The sequence below is a fragment of the Clostridium sp. UBA871 genome, assembly GCF_002295255.1.
Taxonomy (GTDB): domain Bacteria; phylum Bacillota; class Clostridia; order Clostridiales; family Clostridiaceae; genus Clostridium_J; species Clostridium_J sulfidigenes.
The window spans coordinates 98,460-114,458 of record NZ_DBFV01000002.1; the positions used below are offsets into that span (position 1 = coordinate 98,460).

General features: G+C 30.0%; 18 protein-coding genes. 12 read left to right on the forward strand and 6 right to left on the reverse strand.

The annotated features are described in order from the left end of the window. Positions 1-215 precede the first annotated feature (215 nt). The 10 genes from B3086_RS00570 (at position 216) to B3086_RS00615 (ending at position 7,645) form a co-directional block, all read left to right on the forward strand. The gene (locus B3086_RS00570; RefSeq protein ID WP_346848705.1) at positions 216-446 is read left to right on the forward strand and encodes a shikimate kinase; all 231 of its coding nucleotides are present in this window, start codon (positions 216-218) and stop codon (positions 444-446) included. Between the two features lie 4 nt (positions 447-450). After that, positions 451-960 carry a class I SAM-dependent methyltransferase gene (locus B3086_RS00575; protein WP_346892597.1) on the forward strand — a complete coding sequence of 170 codons (510 nt, stop codon included), beginning with the start codon at positions 451-453 and terminating at the stop codon, positions 958-960. A 108-nt stretch (positions 961-1,068) separates the two neighbouring features. After that, the gene (locus B3086_RS00580; RefSeq protein ID WP_035134670.1) at positions 1,069-1,302 is read left to right on the forward strand and encodes a hypothetical protein; all 234 of its coding nucleotides are present in this window, start codon (positions 1,069-1,071) and stop codon (positions 1,300-1,302) included. Positions 1,303-1,628: 326 nt separating this feature from the next. Continuing rightward, the gene (locus B3086_RS00585) at positions 1,629-2,183 is read left to right on the forward strand and encodes a sigma-70 family RNA polymerase sigma factor (protein WP_346892599.1); all 555 of its coding nucleotides are present in this window, start codon (positions 1,629-1,631) and stop codon (positions 2,181-2,183) included. Continuing rightward, entirely contained in the window at positions 2,176-3,612 is a 1,437-nt protein-coding gene (locus tag B3086_RS00590; RefSeq protein WP_346892601.1) for a DUF4367 domain-containing protein, read from the forward strand. The genes B3086_RS00585 and B3086_RS00590 overlap by 8 nt, the downstream gene beginning before the upstream one ends. 195 nt (positions 3,613-3,807) lie before the next feature. Beyond that, positions 3,808-4,311 (forward strand): kinase, encoded by a 504-nt coding sequence (locus tag B3086_RS00595; RefSeq protein ID WP_346876282.1) that lies wholly within the window; start codon positions 3,808-3,810, stop codon positions 4,309-4,311. A 130-nt stretch (positions 4,312-4,441) separates the two neighbouring features. After that, complete coding sequence (locus tag B3086_RS00600) at positions 4,442-5,059, forward strand: cyclase family protein (RefSeq protein ID WP_346876283.1); 618 nt, start codon at positions 4,442-4,444, stop codon at positions 5,057-5,059. A gap of 292 nt (positions 5,060-5,351) precedes the next feature. Continuing rightward, a complete protein-coding gene (locus B3086_RS00605) occupies positions 5,352-5,969 on the forward strand; it encodes a hypothetical protein (protein ID WP_346876284.1) in 618 nt (205 codons plus the stop codon). Between the two features lie 356 nt (positions 5,970-6,325). Next, complete coding sequence (locus tag B3086_RS00610) at positions 6,326-7,120, forward strand: class I SAM-dependent methyltransferase (RefSeq protein WP_346892603.1); 795 nt, start codon at positions 6,326-6,328, stop codon at positions 7,118-7,120. Between the two features lie 174 nt (positions 7,121-7,294). Beyond that, the gene (locus tag B3086_RS00615; RefSeq protein ID WP_346876287.1) at positions 7,295-7,645 is read left to right on the forward strand and encodes a DUF2200 domain-containing protein; all 351 of its coding nucleotides are present in this window, start codon (positions 7,295-7,297) and stop codon (positions 7,643-7,645) included. Positions 7,646-7,798: 153 nt separating this feature from the next. On the opposite strand, the gene B3086_RS00620 is transcribed toward B3086_RS00615, so the two are convergent. Beyond that, on the reverse strand, positions 7,799-9,079 hold the full coding sequence (locus B3086_RS00620; protein ID WP_346892605.1) for a M28 family metallopeptidase: 1,281 nt from the start codon (positions 9,077-9,079) through the stop codon (positions 7,799-7,801). 297 nt (positions 9,080-9,376) lie between these two features. On the opposite strand from B3086_RS00620, the gene B3086_RS00625 reads away from it, so the two are divergent. Further along, positions 9,377-10,189: a DUF2225 domain-containing protein gene (locus B3086_RS00625; protein ID WP_084178197.1), complete on the forward strand. Its 813-nt coding sequence runs from the start codon at positions 9,377-9,379 to the stop codon at positions 10,187-10,189. A 140-nt stretch (positions 10,190-10,329) separates the two neighbouring features. On the opposite strand, the gene B3086_RS00630 is transcribed toward B3086_RS00625, so the two are convergent. Next, the gene (locus tag B3086_RS00630; protein WP_346892607.1) at positions 10,330-11,652 is read right to left on the reverse strand and encodes a sodium-dependent transporter; all 1,323 of its coding nucleotides are present in this window, start codon (positions 11,650-11,652) and stop codon (positions 10,330-10,332) included. 538 nt (positions 11,653-12,190) lie between these two features. Here B3086_RS00630 and B3086_RS00635 point away from each other — a divergent pair. After that, entirely contained in the window at positions 12,191-13,183 is a 993-nt protein-coding gene (locus B3086_RS00635; RefSeq protein ID WP_346848717.1) for a DUF4003 family protein, read from the forward strand. A gap of 91 nt (positions 13,184-13,274) precedes the next feature. On the opposite strand, the gene B3086_RS00640 is transcribed toward B3086_RS00635, so the two are convergent. From B3086_RS00640 to B3086_RS00655, 4 genes are all read right to left on the reverse strand, one after another. Continuing rightward, positions 13,275-13,721, reverse strand: coding sequence for a threonine/serine exporter family protein (locus B3086_RS00640; RefSeq protein ID WP_346879080.1), 447 nt, complete (start codon positions 13,719-13,721; stop codon positions 13,275-13,277). Next, positions 13,721-14,503, reverse strand: a complete 783-nt coding sequence (locus B3086_RS00645; protein ID WP_346892609.1) for a threonine/serine exporter family protein — start codon at positions 14,501-14,503, stop codon at positions 13,721-13,723. Before B3086_RS00645 ends, B3086_RS00640 begins: the two co-directional genes overlap by 1 nt. Positions 14,504-14,738: 235 nt before the next feature. Next, entirely contained in the window at positions 14,739-14,981 is a 243-nt protein-coding gene (locus B3086_RS00650) for a hypothetical protein (protein WP_346848720.1), read from the reverse strand. A gap of 325 nt (positions 14,982-15,306) precedes the next feature. Further along, positions 15,307-15,948 carry an undecaprenyl diphosphate synthase family protein gene (locus B3086_RS00655; RefSeq protein WP_035134702.1) on the reverse strand — a complete coding sequence of 214 codons (642 nt, stop codon included), beginning with the start codon at positions 15,946-15,948 and terminating at the stop codon, positions 15,307-15,309. Between the last annotated feature and the right edge of the window lie 51 nt (positions 15,949-15,999).

Here is a 15,999-nt window from a genome sequence, read left to right on the forward strand (position 1 = left end):
ATCAAAAAAATTACACTACCTGATTATAAATATTCAATTAAGACCAAGTGTGGTTTATAGCTTTAGGCATTGATACGAATGCCTAAGGCTATTTTTGCAAGTGGAAATAACGTATCCTAAGTAATACTAATTTACAAAATATGTTACAATTAAAGAGGAAGAATAATTTTTATATGTAAGACAAATAAGAATCTTGTGTTAAGGAGGTAAAATAAATGGCAAGAGGAATTATTATTTTTGGTTCATCTGGCTCTGGAAAAACAACATTAGGAAAATTGGTTGCAGAAAAACTTAAATTCCCTTATTTTGATATAGATGATTATATTTATGCACAATGGGCTAATACGTTACCTTGTAAAGTACTTCTGCTAAATGGAGATGAGGACTTAAATAAGAATGTTCAAATAATAGTACATGAATATTTGAAACAAAATTCTCAAGGATAAATTTATGAAGATGGTAGAAAAAGGAGTGGTAATGTGCGAATTATTAAAGAGGACCTTTACTCTACATCATTTATCAGATAAAACAAAGGTAATTGAAGAAATGAAGCGGGTATTAAAGACTAATGGGATTTTTATTATAAATGAGATGTTCTGTGATCATCAGAACGAAGCTCAGATGTCACATGTTTATGTACATCATATAGGTGCAGATATTGATATGATTACTAACCGAATGAATCATAATTACACCTATAGAAGAGAAGAAATAAAGGAAATTATAAGATCACAGGGCATTAAAATTCTTGATGCTTTCGAATTTAAATATAGTGATGAGATTAGTACAAATACAGATGAGTTTGAAGAAATATACACTGCTGTTGGGAAAAGGATAGAAAATATAAAGCAGTCACCAAGGTATGAAGAAATAAAGAAACGTTTTGAAGACCTGAAGGAATGGATGAACAAGTATGGCTTAGCAGGAGCTACTCAATTAATGATTATTGGAAAAAAATAGACGGATATAAACTTACCCTTTCGTTACAGAAAGCGCTACTATTAAAGGAATATAATCATATTATTAAACTGATTTAGAAATTTAGATTGAGGAGGCAGATATATAGAAATGAAACACATAATTCAAATAATATTTACAGTTATAGTGGTGTGTACTATTGTTGTTACAGCAATAAAAGTGATGAAGAAAAACCATAAGGAAACTTATATGTCTGAAGGTATGATCCTTGGATTTGTAATCGGCGCTATTTCTAGTTATTATATAATGAATGCACTTATATGTACGCCTATAGGAATGTTTTTAGGTATTGAGGTTGGAAAAAATATAAAAAGAAATAGTTAAAATGATATTTCATTAAATAAATTATATTAGGAGTGTTGTTAAGAACCATACCGTAAGTGATGCTCCAAATCTTTAATTTGGTGAGCAGAACTTATACACCGTATAAATAAATGTGAAAAATAGCTTTAGCCTTTGACATGAATTGGCTAAAGCTATTTTTATGACTAAAATGCCTTATCATAAGTAATATTAAATGAGAAATGTAATAAACGGTTATGTAATAATTATAGTAAATCAGAAAAAACTTTTAATATAAAAATGTCGCAAATTTAAGTTTCATTCGTTATATTAGTTGAGAGTACTCTTAAAGGATAAGGAGTGATTAAGTGAAAGCTTCGTCAAATGAAAATTTTCAAAATAATATGTTAGAACAGCTTTATGATGTTTACGAACATAAAATGTATGGCATAGCATATTCAATTTTAAATAACGTGGGTCAAGCTGAGGATGCAGTTCAAGACGCATTTATAAAGTTAATTCCATATCTAGGAGATATTAATAGTGTAGTAAGTGTACAGACTAAACGATTAATAACATACACAATAAAAAATATTGCAATTGATATATATCGTAGGAATAGTAAAGAATCTGAACTATTTACTAAAGGGTTAGACGAACCAATGATAAGTGAAAATCAAAAAGAAATTGCTTATGTAAAAGCTGTAGAAGATAGACAAATCGTCGTACATTTACTTTCTAGTTTGCCATCAAAATACCGTGAGATAATTAGGTATCGGTGTTATTACGAACTTAGTTATAAGGAGATATCACTATTGTTAAATATCAGTGAAAAGGCAGCAGCTAAAAGATATGAACGTGGAAGAAAGTTGCTAAAAGAACTGATGGAAAAAGAAATGATAGGAGATGAATTGTATGGATAATAAAATTGATATTGATAGAATGGCGTATCTTATAGGTGAAGAAGATGCAATGGGAGAACTAGATAAATTTACAGAACCACATGGTTTCTCAAAAAAATATGAAAGTGAGAAGAGGAAAATGATTAAAAAGGTAAATAGTATAGATCCTATTCCTATGCCTAATAGAAAATGTAAAGGAATGACAAGGAAAAAGACTATAGTGCTTATTGCAGCCATTACAGCCACCTTAGCACTATCCTTAACAGCTTATGGGATAAGTAAAGGAATTATATTTACAACAACTAAGAACGAAGAAACAGGAATTACTACTGTCGAGGCTCAATCAGAAGTTCCTATTGAAGGAATACCACTAATCAATATAACTCCCGGATATCTTCCAGAAGGATATAAACAATATAAAGGAGATACCTCCAAATATTTTCTTAATGGTGACGCTTCTGCAGGAGGTGGTGAGATAATAATATATCAATGCGATTATGTGTATGAACCTCCAAAGTATGAAAGTATAGAGGAAACTACTATTGGTGGTGCAAAAGCGCTGATTACCACATACAAAGCTGGAGATAGTACTATCGATTTATGTTATGAAGGGGATGGGCAAATTATTAGAGTTCGTGGACTTAATGGCATTTCTTTAGAAGAACTTAAAAAAGTGGCAGAAAATATTAAATACGAAGTAATTCCAGGAAAATTCATGGTGCAATATAATTCAGCTACTCATGAATTTATTGATAGAACAGGAGACACTACTGAGCAGCCAATTCCTGCTGATGGTATACGTGCTATGGGAGAAGAAATAACTAGTAAAAAGTCTGCTCTAACTTATATTGTAAAAAACGCTGAAATTATGGATAAATTACCTGCATTAGATAAAAGTGATTTCCATAATTATGATGAGTATTCTAAAATGATAAATAAAGATGGAACATTAAAGGATTATAAAAGAGTTTCTATTAAATGGGAAAATAATGAAATGAAGAAAGTTACTGAAACAGCAAAATTAAAGTTTGCTTACGTAACTGTAATCATGACAAATAATTCTGATACAAAATTAATAAACGAATTTATTAATCCACAAGTTGAGCTTAGGACGAAAACACCAGATGGCACCCTTGAAGCTTTTACTAATAATCGTGATTTTAGTAGCGACCTTGCAAAAATTAAAGTACCAATATATTTTGATCAACTTAAGCATGAAGAAACTAAGAAATCAGATATTGATCAAACAGAGCTTGATAAGTTAGGCTTTAAAAATTATGATGAGTATAAATCTTTCTATGAACATATAAAATTTATGTTGTGCGATTTTGAACCAAATGAAACTAAAGAAGCCCATTTTATTTATGTAGTAGACGCTGATCACGTAGATGATGCCTACATTCACATATCTGCTGATGTTCCTCTTTCAAATTATGTTAAGCTAAAGTAATTAAATGAAAATTTATGAGGGCTATCTTAAAAAATACTTTGAGATAGTCCTTATCTTAAGTAGTATGAAAAATTATTTTAATATACAATTTTCAATAAAATGGTATAATGAATAGTAAATAATGTTTATACAATCTATATTTTTAATATATGGAATGAAATGTTAGTTTAATCAATTTGAAAGGGAATATAATAAATGGATAAAGAGGTTAAGTTAATAATACTAAGAGGTAATTCAGGAAGTGGTAAAACTACAACAGCAAAGGCATTACAAAAGAAATTTGGGCATGGTACCATGTTAATATCACAGGATGTAGTTAGAAGAGAAATGTTGTTTGTGAAAGATGGTCCTGATACAGAAGTAATTAAATTATTAAATGAACTTGTACTATATGGGAAAAAGCATTGCAATATTGTAATTTTAGAAGGTATTTTAAATTCAAGGTGGTATAGAAAACTATTTGAAAATTTACATAATGAGTTTGGTAATCAAATTTTTGCATATTACTTTAATATACCTTTTGAAGAAACTTTAAATCGTCATAAACAAAAACCTAATGCACATGAATTTGGGGAAAAAGAAATGAGAAAATGGTGGAATGAAAAAGATTTAATAGGTATGATTCCAGAGATATGTATACATAAAGAATTAAGCTTAACTGAAATAGTTAATATTGTTTATCAGGATGTTGTAAAGTGAAGGCTATAATTTTAAACTCCGTACCAGGTGTTAGAAAGACTACCTTATTGATGCTACACAAAGAGGGGTTGAAGAGATTAGAGATTTGTTTGTAGATTCTATATTAGCAATTTTAAAGGGGAGTAGGTAGATGGCTAAATATATTGATTTAAGTTATACCATAGAAAATGGACTAAGTACTCATCCTTACGATGAAGAACTAAAGCTATATCAAAATAGATTTTTGGTTAAAGACAAATACAATGACACGAAACTAGAAACTGGTATGCATGTTGGAACTCATATTGATGTTGTTAGCCACATGTTAGATAGTAATGTTTTAATAGATGATTATCCAGCAGATAAGTTTATTGGAAAAGGATGTTTACTTGATGTTAGAAACCAAGATGTTATTAAAATGAAAAAGATGTATTTAGATATTGTAGAAAAGGATAGCATAGTGATTCTATATACCGGCTTTGAAAACCAATTTGGATGCGATGATTACTTTACTAACCACCCCATAGTGGAAAAAGAGTTAGCTGAATTTTTTATAGATAGAAATATTAAGATGATTGGCATGGACTTGCCATCTCCAGATAAATACCCTTTTCAAGTTCATAAAATGCTACTAGAAAAAGATATTCTTATTATTGAAAATATGAAAAATCTCGGAAGTTTATTGAATGTAGATGAATTTGAGATTATTGCATTGCCTCTTAAAATAAAAGCGGAAGCATCCCCTGTGAGAGTTGTGGCTAGGATTTAAATTTAAGAATACTAATTCAAAAAATTGATAGTACAACGATATTGAGAACTCTACTATAAATAAGAAAAATAGTATTAATATGCTATGGTTACAAAATGTTAAGGAAAATAATCTGTTTCTGCATCAAAACCAATTAGCTGAAGAAGTTATGGAGGAATTTATGCTTTTATAGATTAGATGAGATCGTATTATATATATGATTTCATCATATATAGTTTTATCCTATAATGCTTTGGAATTATAGGATTTTTTGTGTAAAATGTAGACATAACAGTAGATAGGAAGTGAGAAAATGAACCATAAAATACAAAGAATTAATAGCTATGAAGATGATAGGTTTGATAAAACTATTTTAAATCAACATGGTGCCTTTATTGTTGATGAAAAGTATAAATGTAGTTTTAAGATAATAAATAAAGATTCTGCTATTGTATTATTTGATAAGGAAGTTGATATATTTCAATTGATAGATGAATTTAGATTTTATTCTGAACACATTATTAATTTCTATGAGGAAAATATGGAATTAATAAAAGCTTTTACCCCCAATAATATATTTCACATAACTATTAAGGATATTCAGCCTTCACAGTTTTTCGTTGATATAGACAAAGTTAAAGCCATAGAGTCTTTCATAAAAAGTGAAGAAGATATTATCATTCCTCTAACAAAAATCAATGATTCTTTTATATCTTTGGATGGACATACTAGACTTTATTATGCAGTAAGTAAGGGATATTCTAAGGTAAAAGGCTATTTGACAGAATCAGGTGATTACCTAGAGGGCTTTGTGGAAGAAGCAAGGAAAAGAAAAATCTATTCCCCATATGACCTTAAGTTAATATCCCATGAAGAATATAAGTTAAAGTGGGATAAGTTTTGTGATGATTTTTTTAGTGAGAGGGAATAAAAGATTGAAAGCTTTACTGCATTGAATAGTAGTTAAAAATAGAGTAACTAATTAATACAGAATAGATGTTATAATTCTATATAATATTATGTTATAAATTGTTTGTATTAACATAATTTACATGATAAAATTTATATAAACAACTTAAATTACAGAAAATTAAAACTTCAAAATTATTTATAGTATTTAGAAGAGGTGGGACTCATTATGAGAAACAAACTAGGTAACTACTCAGTGCAGTTAATATAATCTGATAGCAGATTGTGCTGAGGTAATAAGATATTTGTTATCAGTTAACTGCATTACTTTTCAAATTAAATTATCATATTTAGTATATTATGAAAAGGAGTAGTTAAATGAATAGAGGAGAGTTTAAAAACTATTTAAAAAGTGAGGAAAAGAAAGGTTTTAAGGGATGGGATTTCTCATATCTTGATGGTAGATGGGATGGAGAACATATACCATGGGATTATAAAAAAATCTTATTATCTTATTTAAAAGCAGATCATAAGCTTTTAGATATGGGAACAGGAGGAGGAGAATTCCTACTTACTTTGGACCATCCAGTTTATAACACGGCTGTAACAGAGGCATATCCACCTAATGTTGTAATTTGTCAGGAGAAACTAAAACCACTTGGTATAACAGTTAGGCAGGTATTTGATGACGCAGTATTGCCCTTTGAAGATGATTCTTTCGATATAATAATTAATAGGCATGAATCCTATGATATTAGTGAAGTTAACCGGATCTTAAAGACAGGTGGGCATTTTATTACTCAACAAGTAGGTGTAAAAAATAATGTTGATTTATCAGAAAAGTTAATCAATAATTTTAAGCCATCATATCCTCCTCATGACTTGAAGCATAATATTAAAGCTTTTAAAGATAACGGATTTGAAATTCTTAAGTCAGAAGAGGCTTTTACTCCTATATGTTTTTATGATACAGGAGCGTTGGTATACTTTGCAAAGATAATAGAATGGGAGTTTCCTAGTTTTTCCGTTGATACTTGTTTTGAAAACTTATGTAAAGTAGAGAGAGAACTCAATGAAATTGGGTATATAGAAGGAACAGAGCATAGATTTCTTATTGTTGCTAAGAAGTTATCAACATCTAATGAGACAGGAAATTTTAGATATAATTATTAGAATAAGATGAGTTATAGATTTTGAACTTGGGTGTGATAGGATAAATTGTACCATAAATAAATGCTAAATTTACGAAAGTCAGTAATAAATGATGTAAAAATGTAACTCCAATCTTTTAATAGGTTGGAGTTTTTTTTGATATAATATAAAAAATTATATAAGGGAGTATGCGATATGAGTAAACATAATATCTATACAATGAGTGTAGCAAAAATCTATCCTCTTTTAGTTACAAAAGGGGAGAAAAAGGGACGTACTAAAGCAGAAGTAGATGAAATCATCCGTTGGCTCACAGGATATAGCCAGGAAGAGTTAGAAGCTCAATTGGAAAAACAGATAGCCTATGAGACCTTCTTTATGGAAGCTCCTAAGCTGAACCCAGAAAGGGTTTTAATTAAAGGTGTGGTTTGTGGTGTACGAGTGGAAAATATTGAAGAACCAATTATGAAGGAAATTCGCTATCTGGATAAGCTCATCGATGAGTTAGCAAAAGGAAAATCCATGGATAAGATTTTGAGGAAATAATGATTAAAGTGAAAACAAAAAATACTAATGATATTTTGTAGAACGTGATGGATGAGATTGCCTCGTTATTTACGCGGGGTGAAGAATATCACAAGTAACATAAATTATATAAATAAAGAAGCTTACATCTCGTGATATAAGCTTTTTTCCCTATTATTTCTTTTCAGATGTTTCTTCTTTTTTAGGGTCTTTATCAAAGTATTCATCTAATTTCTTTCTCATGTTCTCTGGAACCTTTTTCTCTATTGGGAAGGCTACTGAATTTATAACTGATTCACTGAATTCTTTAGTTATAATAGTAGTCAATTCTAAGGCTTCAGCACTTAAATATTCCATAACATCATTTCTTGTGTGGATGAAAGCTCCACCCTGTGGTGCAAAACGACAGAAGGTAAGAGATGGAATTCCTTCATCAGCAAAGGCTGTAGAATCACTTGAGTATATGTCTTGTTCTACTTTAAGTGGGAAACCTTTAATCTTAGCCATTTGATCAATATAATCAACTAAACTTTGCTCTGCAGTAACTAGAGCCATTTCTTTTCCAAGAATAGAGCCAGCCACGTCTACGTTAATCATTAGAAGGTGTTTCTTAAGCTCTTCCTCATGGTCTTTTAAGTAAGCTTTACTTCCAAGAAGCCCAACTTCTTCAGAGCCATACCACATAAATTTTACAGTTCTCATTGGTGGATTTTCTTTAAAGTGTCTTAGAAGTTCCATTATAATAACTGAACCAGCTCCGTTGTCATATACTCCAGTACTGTAAGGAACACTGTCATAATGAGCACCGAAGGAGATTATCTCCTCAGGGTATTTAGTACCTTCTAAAGTTACCACCACATTTTGAGAAGCTAGATCTACATCTTCCATGATTAGCTCTACATGGATTTTAGAAGCTTTGTTCTTAACCATATGGAAGCAGTCTTTCATACGCATGTTAATTGTAGGTATTCTTCCATGCTGTGTATTCTTTTCACGGATTCTAGCTATAGAAATATCAGTTTTATCTTCTTCATCCATGGCAGTACCAGACATAGTTATATATCCAGCAATACCAGCATTCATAAGTTTCTTATAAAGTTTAGGATTTGGACGAGTATTTATTAGTACAAATTTTCCTTTAAGATCAACTAAATTTACATCCAAACCATCTTCAATGTATACAAAATCTGCAGTTATTCCACCTTCAGATGTACCAATTGAGCAGTTATATGGTGCAATCTCATATTCTTTTTCAAAGGGCTCTACAACCTTTAGTGTAGCTTTTTTAATTACAGAGCTAGGAGCTTTGAAAGACTCTAAGTGTCCTTCACAGCCAATTGAGGATATTTCCTCTAATAAAATGTTAGCAGCTTTTAACTCTTCCTCTGAGCCACTGGTTCTTACAAAACCGATTTTCTTTAGTAGTTCAAATTCTCTTTCAGCATTAATCTTCATTATATTCCCCCCTTATTTGTCCATCTAAATATATTATACTAGAGTTGTATGAAAATTGAAAATATAAATGCAGATATATAGTTGAAGAGGGGAAAGCCTAACCTATTGAACCTAATGTGATTAGAAACACCTGCTAAATCCATGATAAGTTGAAATAAACCTTTATTTTCTTATATAAGTTTGATATAATATGAAGTTATGTTAGTAGAATTACATATATTTAAATACACTTGTTAGTATAGAATGCTATAGCGTATGATAAATGAAGAACATTACTAAAGTAGGGGGCAACTTAGTATGATTAAAATTTTTTCTTCGTTAAAAGGCTTAGGACTTAATTATGAAGACGATATAGAGTTATATACAAAAAAAGAAGATAAATACGATGAAGAAACAAAGGATAAAAAATCAACAAAAATTGATATTAATACATTACTTTATGATAAGAAGGTTACTTGTCCAGTTTGTTTAAAAGCTTTTACATGTAGAGTTGTAAAGGCGTATGTTCCTAAAGTAAAATCAAAAGATACAGATGCTTTTATAAGATATGAGGGGGTAAATCCATACTTTTATGAAGTATTGGTATGTCCAACATGTGGATATGCAGCATTAAAAAGTGATTTTCAGAAAATACAATCCTATAAACGTGAAGTTATACTTGTAAAGATAGGCAATCAATGGCAAGGTAAAGAGTATCCTCAAGTTTATAATGAAGAAATCGCAATTGAACGTTATAAACTTGCATTACTAAATGCAGTGCTAGGAGAATTTAAAGATAGTACAAAGGCAATGCTTTGCTTGAAAATTGCATGGATGTATAGACTTCTAGAAAATAAAGAAGATGAGAAGGCATTTTTAGAAAGAGCACTTCAAGGATTTGTTATTGCTTATGAAAATGAACGAACTCCAATATACGGATTAAATATTTATTCTTTACAATATATTATAGGTGAGTTATATAGAAGAATAGGGGATTATACAAATGCTAAACTATGGTTAGGAAGAGTAATCGTAAGCAAGACGGATCAAAAAATAAAAGATAAAGCTAGAGACATGAGAGATTTAGCAAAAGATCTAGAGATAAAAGCAAATGAAGCTACTTGTGAATAGAGATATATGATTGTATATTAATGAGGTATTTAAAAGACTTGTGGTCATCTACTATTAAGTATATAAATTTTAGCTAAGATTATAATAAAGCCTATAGTTTTCTTTAATAAAATAAACTATAGGCTTTATTATATTATATATTAACCAATACCACCGTATATTAATCCTAAAATTATTACAATAATAGTTGTTGGCACAAAAACATATTTTCCAAATTTCATAAACCATATACCAATTTTACATTTTGAACCTAAATTTAACTGAGATAGAGTCTCATCTCTATCAAGTATGTAGAAGAATATAACAGCAGTAATTAATGCCCCCAATGGAGATAGAACTATGGTAATAAAGTTTGTGAAGTTGTTAAATAAAGAACTACTTAAACTTAATGGTATAGCTAGTATAAAAGCCGATATAGCTGTAATATAAGTGGTTTTCTTTCTACTCCACTTAGTTAAATTCATAATTGCTTCTACAGGTCCCTCTAACATAGCTATGGAAGATGAAATAGAAGCAAAAATAATACTTAAGAAAAATAAAGAACTTAGTACTTGTCCTAATTTCATAGTCTTGAATATACTTGGTACAGTTACAAATAGTAAAGCAGGTCCAGAGGTAGGGTTTAGATCTAAAGCAAATACTGCAGGCATTATTACAAAGGCAGCAAGTATAGCTGCAAGAGTATCAAACAATGCTGTAGATATAGCACAATTAGGTATATCAAAATTTTCGTCTGTATAGCTACCACACATAACCATACAACATCCTGTTAAGGATACAGTGAAAAAGGCTTGTCCTAGAGCCATAACCCAAGTACTTGGATTTAAAAGGTAGGACCAATCAGGAGTAAGGAGATACTTCACACCCTCTATCGAATTGGGTAGGCTTAATGATTTGGCAATTAGAAGTATAAATATAATAAATAACAAAGGTATAATGATTTTATTTATTTTTTCTATACCCTTAGAAATCCCAAAACTAACTATTACTAAAGTTATAAGAACAGCTAAACCATGCCAAAATACTGTAATATTACTATTTATAAAAGTAGTGAAGTAAGACTCTATATTTATAGTTAATATCTCACCAGTTAAACTTATGAAAAAGTATTTTAATACCCAACCAATAACAACTGTATAGAACATAAATATACCAGTTAGTCCTAAGGTTGGAATTATAGATATAATAGAGCCATGTTTAATATTTCTTTCTTTAAATATCTTTTGAAGAGCACCCATTGACCCTGTTCTAAACTGCCTACCAAAGGAAAACTCAGCAATTAACCCAACTGTTCCTAGTAGTGCTACGAAAATAAAATAAGGTATTAGGAATGCAGCCCCACCATTCTCACCTAATCTATAAGGGAACATCCATATGTTTCCTAACCCAACGGCAGCACCAACACATGAAAGAATGAAACCAAAGTTACTAGAGAATTTTTCTCTTTTTTTAGTATTTTGCAATTTTAATTACCTCCTAGAAATATGATATAAAATATTTATAATAATAAAAAAGACTCATAGATTACACTATGAGACCCTTAACCTAGGATATAAAAAGGCCTCATAGTTTATCTATGAGGCTAAATTTATTGCAACATAAACTCTTTAGCTATCATAGATACAAAACACTCCATTGGTGTGGTTTGTATCTATGATAATTGATATATAGACACAAACCTATCTAAAAAAGCTAAAGAAAGAGTTATTATTTAATTTTGAAATTGATAGGTTCGTTTTTAAATTCATAATCTTATCTCCTAATACGATATTTTATGTTATGTATCATATCATTGAAAAATATAGAAGTCAATAGATAGATACAGAATATATATTACTATAGTTATACCTATGAATAAAATATAGAAGAGTAGAGTTAAAAATGATATAATAAATTATATGGAATATAGTAATTATTTACAGAAATGTTATAACAATTTTATTATAGAGTGGGAAGTAGGATTATAGTCAATATGAGAAATTAAAGGAGAAGATTAAAATAATGAATACTAGAATTGAAAACAGATTAGATATATTTGTAGATTATACAATGCAATTAGGTAAAGTACTGAAATGGGATTATAAACTGTCACATATGTTATGCTCAATGCTATATACTAATGAGGAACGTATATTAGATGCAAATCGTATAAAAGAAATGAGAGAATACATTAAGAAGAATACAGGAATATTTTCTAGCTTTAAAGGGACTACTCTCCCAATAATAGCAACAATGCTATCTTTAGATGAAAATCCAGAGAGCTTATTTACGAAAACTCAAATTTTATATGATAAAATGAAACAACAGAATTTTCGGGGTTCCGAGTATCTTACCATTGCGGCAATGCAGGTTGCTAAAATAAAAACTGAATCTGAATACAATAGAATTATTAATCGTATGAAGGAATTTTATGATAGATTACGTAAAATACATCCATTTTTAACAAGTACAGATGATTATATTTATGTTGCAATGGTGGCAATGACAGATATTGATTTGGAATTGGCAATCAGACGTGTAGTAATAATAGAAGATAGATTAAGGCCAACTCTTGGTGGAGGAAATGATATGCAGGCATTGGCACTTGTGTTACTTCTTGCAGATAATGACGATGATGAATTATGTAATAAGGTTTTACAGTTATATAAGTACTTAAAGGATAAAAAGTATAAATTACGTTATAACGGAACAATGTCAACTCTTGGAGTTCTTGCCATGACTTCTAATGATATGAACCTTATAGCAGAAGAATTAGTGAATGGTGCAGAATACCTAAAAGATAAAAAAGGGTTTGGAGCATTTTCCATTAGCAAAGTGCAACGTGCTATGTTTTCTGCAAATTTTGTAGCACTTCAATATATTGGTGATATGAAGAATAATCTATTAGAAGGAACCATATCTAATAATATTACTAATATTATTATTGCACAACAGATGGCAACCGTTGCAGCAACTATGGCAGCAACTTCAGCAGCGGCTAGTTCAGCAAACTAGAAATATAAAAAGTCTATACACATAAAAGTCCGTTGAAGTAAATAATTAACTTTAACAGACTTTTTTATTTAAAAAATTTTTAGTATGTAATTTATATTTTACTGCGCTTACATTTATAATTGGTTAAATGATAGACAACAACTGAAACCACAATAATTCCAACAGCAATCCCTAAGGAGGTTTTAAGTGTATTAAGAGCATAAAAATCAAATTTTATTTTATTTCCCGCTAAAGCATAACTCATAGAATAGTATAAGCTACCACCAGGTACAAGAGGTACGATAGAGGGCAATAAAAATACAGTTGTAGGTGCTTTATGAATTCTAGCTAAGAGTTCAGAGTATGCTGTACCTAGAATCGAAGCTATCATATTAGATATAAAAATATCATTCCAATAATAAAAAGAAATTAAATAGATACACCAAGTAATAATACCTCCAATAGATGCATAGAGTATTCTTTCCTTTTTTATATTAAATAATAAGGCAAATCCTAGGCTACCTATGTAAGCAGTAATGATTTGAATTAAATACTTCATTATTGCAATATACCTCCTAATATAATCAATGAAATTGCAAAACCACAGGCAATAGCTATGGCAATTAATATGGATTCAGTTAATCGTAATAGGCCAGCTATAATATCGCCACAAAGCATATCACGAACGGAATTTATTAATGGAATTCCGGGAATAAGAAGCATAATATCTCCTATAATAATTTTATCAACATTAGCTCCTATTCCTATTTTAGTAAATAAAATTGCAGCTAGTCCAGTAATAATTGAGCAAACAAAAGTATATATTAATTGATTAATGCTTTCTCTTTTGATAAAAGTATCAATAAAGAATATAAGGATACCAATGATTGCAGCCGCAGCAGCATCTATGAGATTACCACCAAAAAAGATAGAAAATCCACTAGAAGCTAGTATGTACCCTAGGCAGGAACTCCACCTTATACTGGGCTCACTTACTGATAGTTCTTGTATTTTTCCCTTTATTTCATTGAAAGAAGGTTTAGTTTGACATATATATCTAGATAAGGAGTTAAGCTTCTCAAGTTGACTAAGGTCTGTTCCATAGGAGTAAATCCTTCGTGTTTGTGTTAGAGTTTCTTCATCACTAGTTTTTATAGTAGCTATAATTAATGATCTTATTGAGAAAACATCTATACGGTCAATTTCATAAACCTTACAAATACGAATAATTGTATTTTCAACACGATTAGTTTCACCACCAACTCGTAGCATATGTTCACCAATATCTAAGGAAAGGCTTAGTATTTTGGACGCTTCAATTGTGATTTCATTCTCCTTCATAAATGTCTCCTTTAAGTTAGTTTATATTCCCATATTTATAATATTAGAATATAAAGATTATTACAATGAGATAATTCTAATAAGTTCGATTTATGTATTTTAAATACAAATAGATGTTAGTCAGAAATAAAATGTTAAAGAGAAAAATTAAAACACCTGAATAGTATTTTAACTAATCAGGTGTTTCTTTATATTGATTTATGAATTACCACAAGGGTGAAAATTCCTTAAGTTACTACCAGAATAATCCACGTCTACAGCAGTTGTTTCCAAAGCCACCAAAACCGCCACAACCCAATAATACCAACCATATTAGCCATTGGTTATTACCACAATCACAACCAAAATTAGAATTACAATTACGGTTTGTAAATCCTGTACAACAGGAGGTTGGACATCTGTCACAACATGGCTGTATATTACAACAACAGCAGCAATCACATTTGCAATTAGAATGACGTCTTCTATGACTACTCATATATATTACCTCACTTTTTATATTTACTCCTAAGATTATGTTTTGGGAGTATGTAATATAAAAGGAATTTGAAATACACTAATATAAATATATATGATTTATAAAGATGTATCTCACTATTATGATATGAAGATATTGAATTTAAGTTACAGGATAATAATGATTAAAGTTGACATGTGTAAATGATTAAGTTGAAGAGCGAGTTTTTATATATAGAGCGTTTTTTAATTAAAATAGATGAAAATATGTTATTTCTATATTTTCATCTATTTGATTTACTTAATGAATACCACCCATCAGTAGTTATGATTTTATTGAACTCATTTTAACCACCAAGGGTAACATCTTGTTCATTGTACCAGTCTAAAGCATTGTAGAAGTCTGTAGAAGTAAAATCCGGCCAATAGGTGTCTATTACGTAAAAATCAGAATAAACAGACTGAATTGGTAAGAAACCACTAAGTCTTCTTCTACCTCCCCATCTTATTATTAGATCAATTCTAGAAATATCCTCTGAATGTATGTAGGGTAGAATATGTTTATTAGAGGATTTGGATTCTTTTAATAGATTTAAGTCCCACTCCCATCCATAATGGATTAGAAAGTTTACCTTAATACCACCATTACCAAATTTTTTTCTAGTTGTAAAGGGAATTAAAGCCTTAGGAAAAGCACTTGATTCAGTATTTCCAATAACCAAGATTTCGCAATCCTCCTTTGTTAAAAGCATGACAGAATCAATACAAGCTTGTATAAAAGCAAGCTTTTGCTCAGAGGGACGTTTGGTATTGTCTATAGTAAAACCGTAAAATGTTAACTCTTTTATATTTTCTTTTTGGCAAAGTTTAAATACTTCAAGACCAGGATTTATGCCATGTTCATATCCTTTATCTTTGGTTAGATTATTAAGTAAAGCCCAGCGTCTGTTGCCGTCAGGAATTATTCCAATATGATTTGGTATTCTCATATGATCTCAATTAACCTCCGTAAAAATTAAAATTATAATACTATGTTTTCC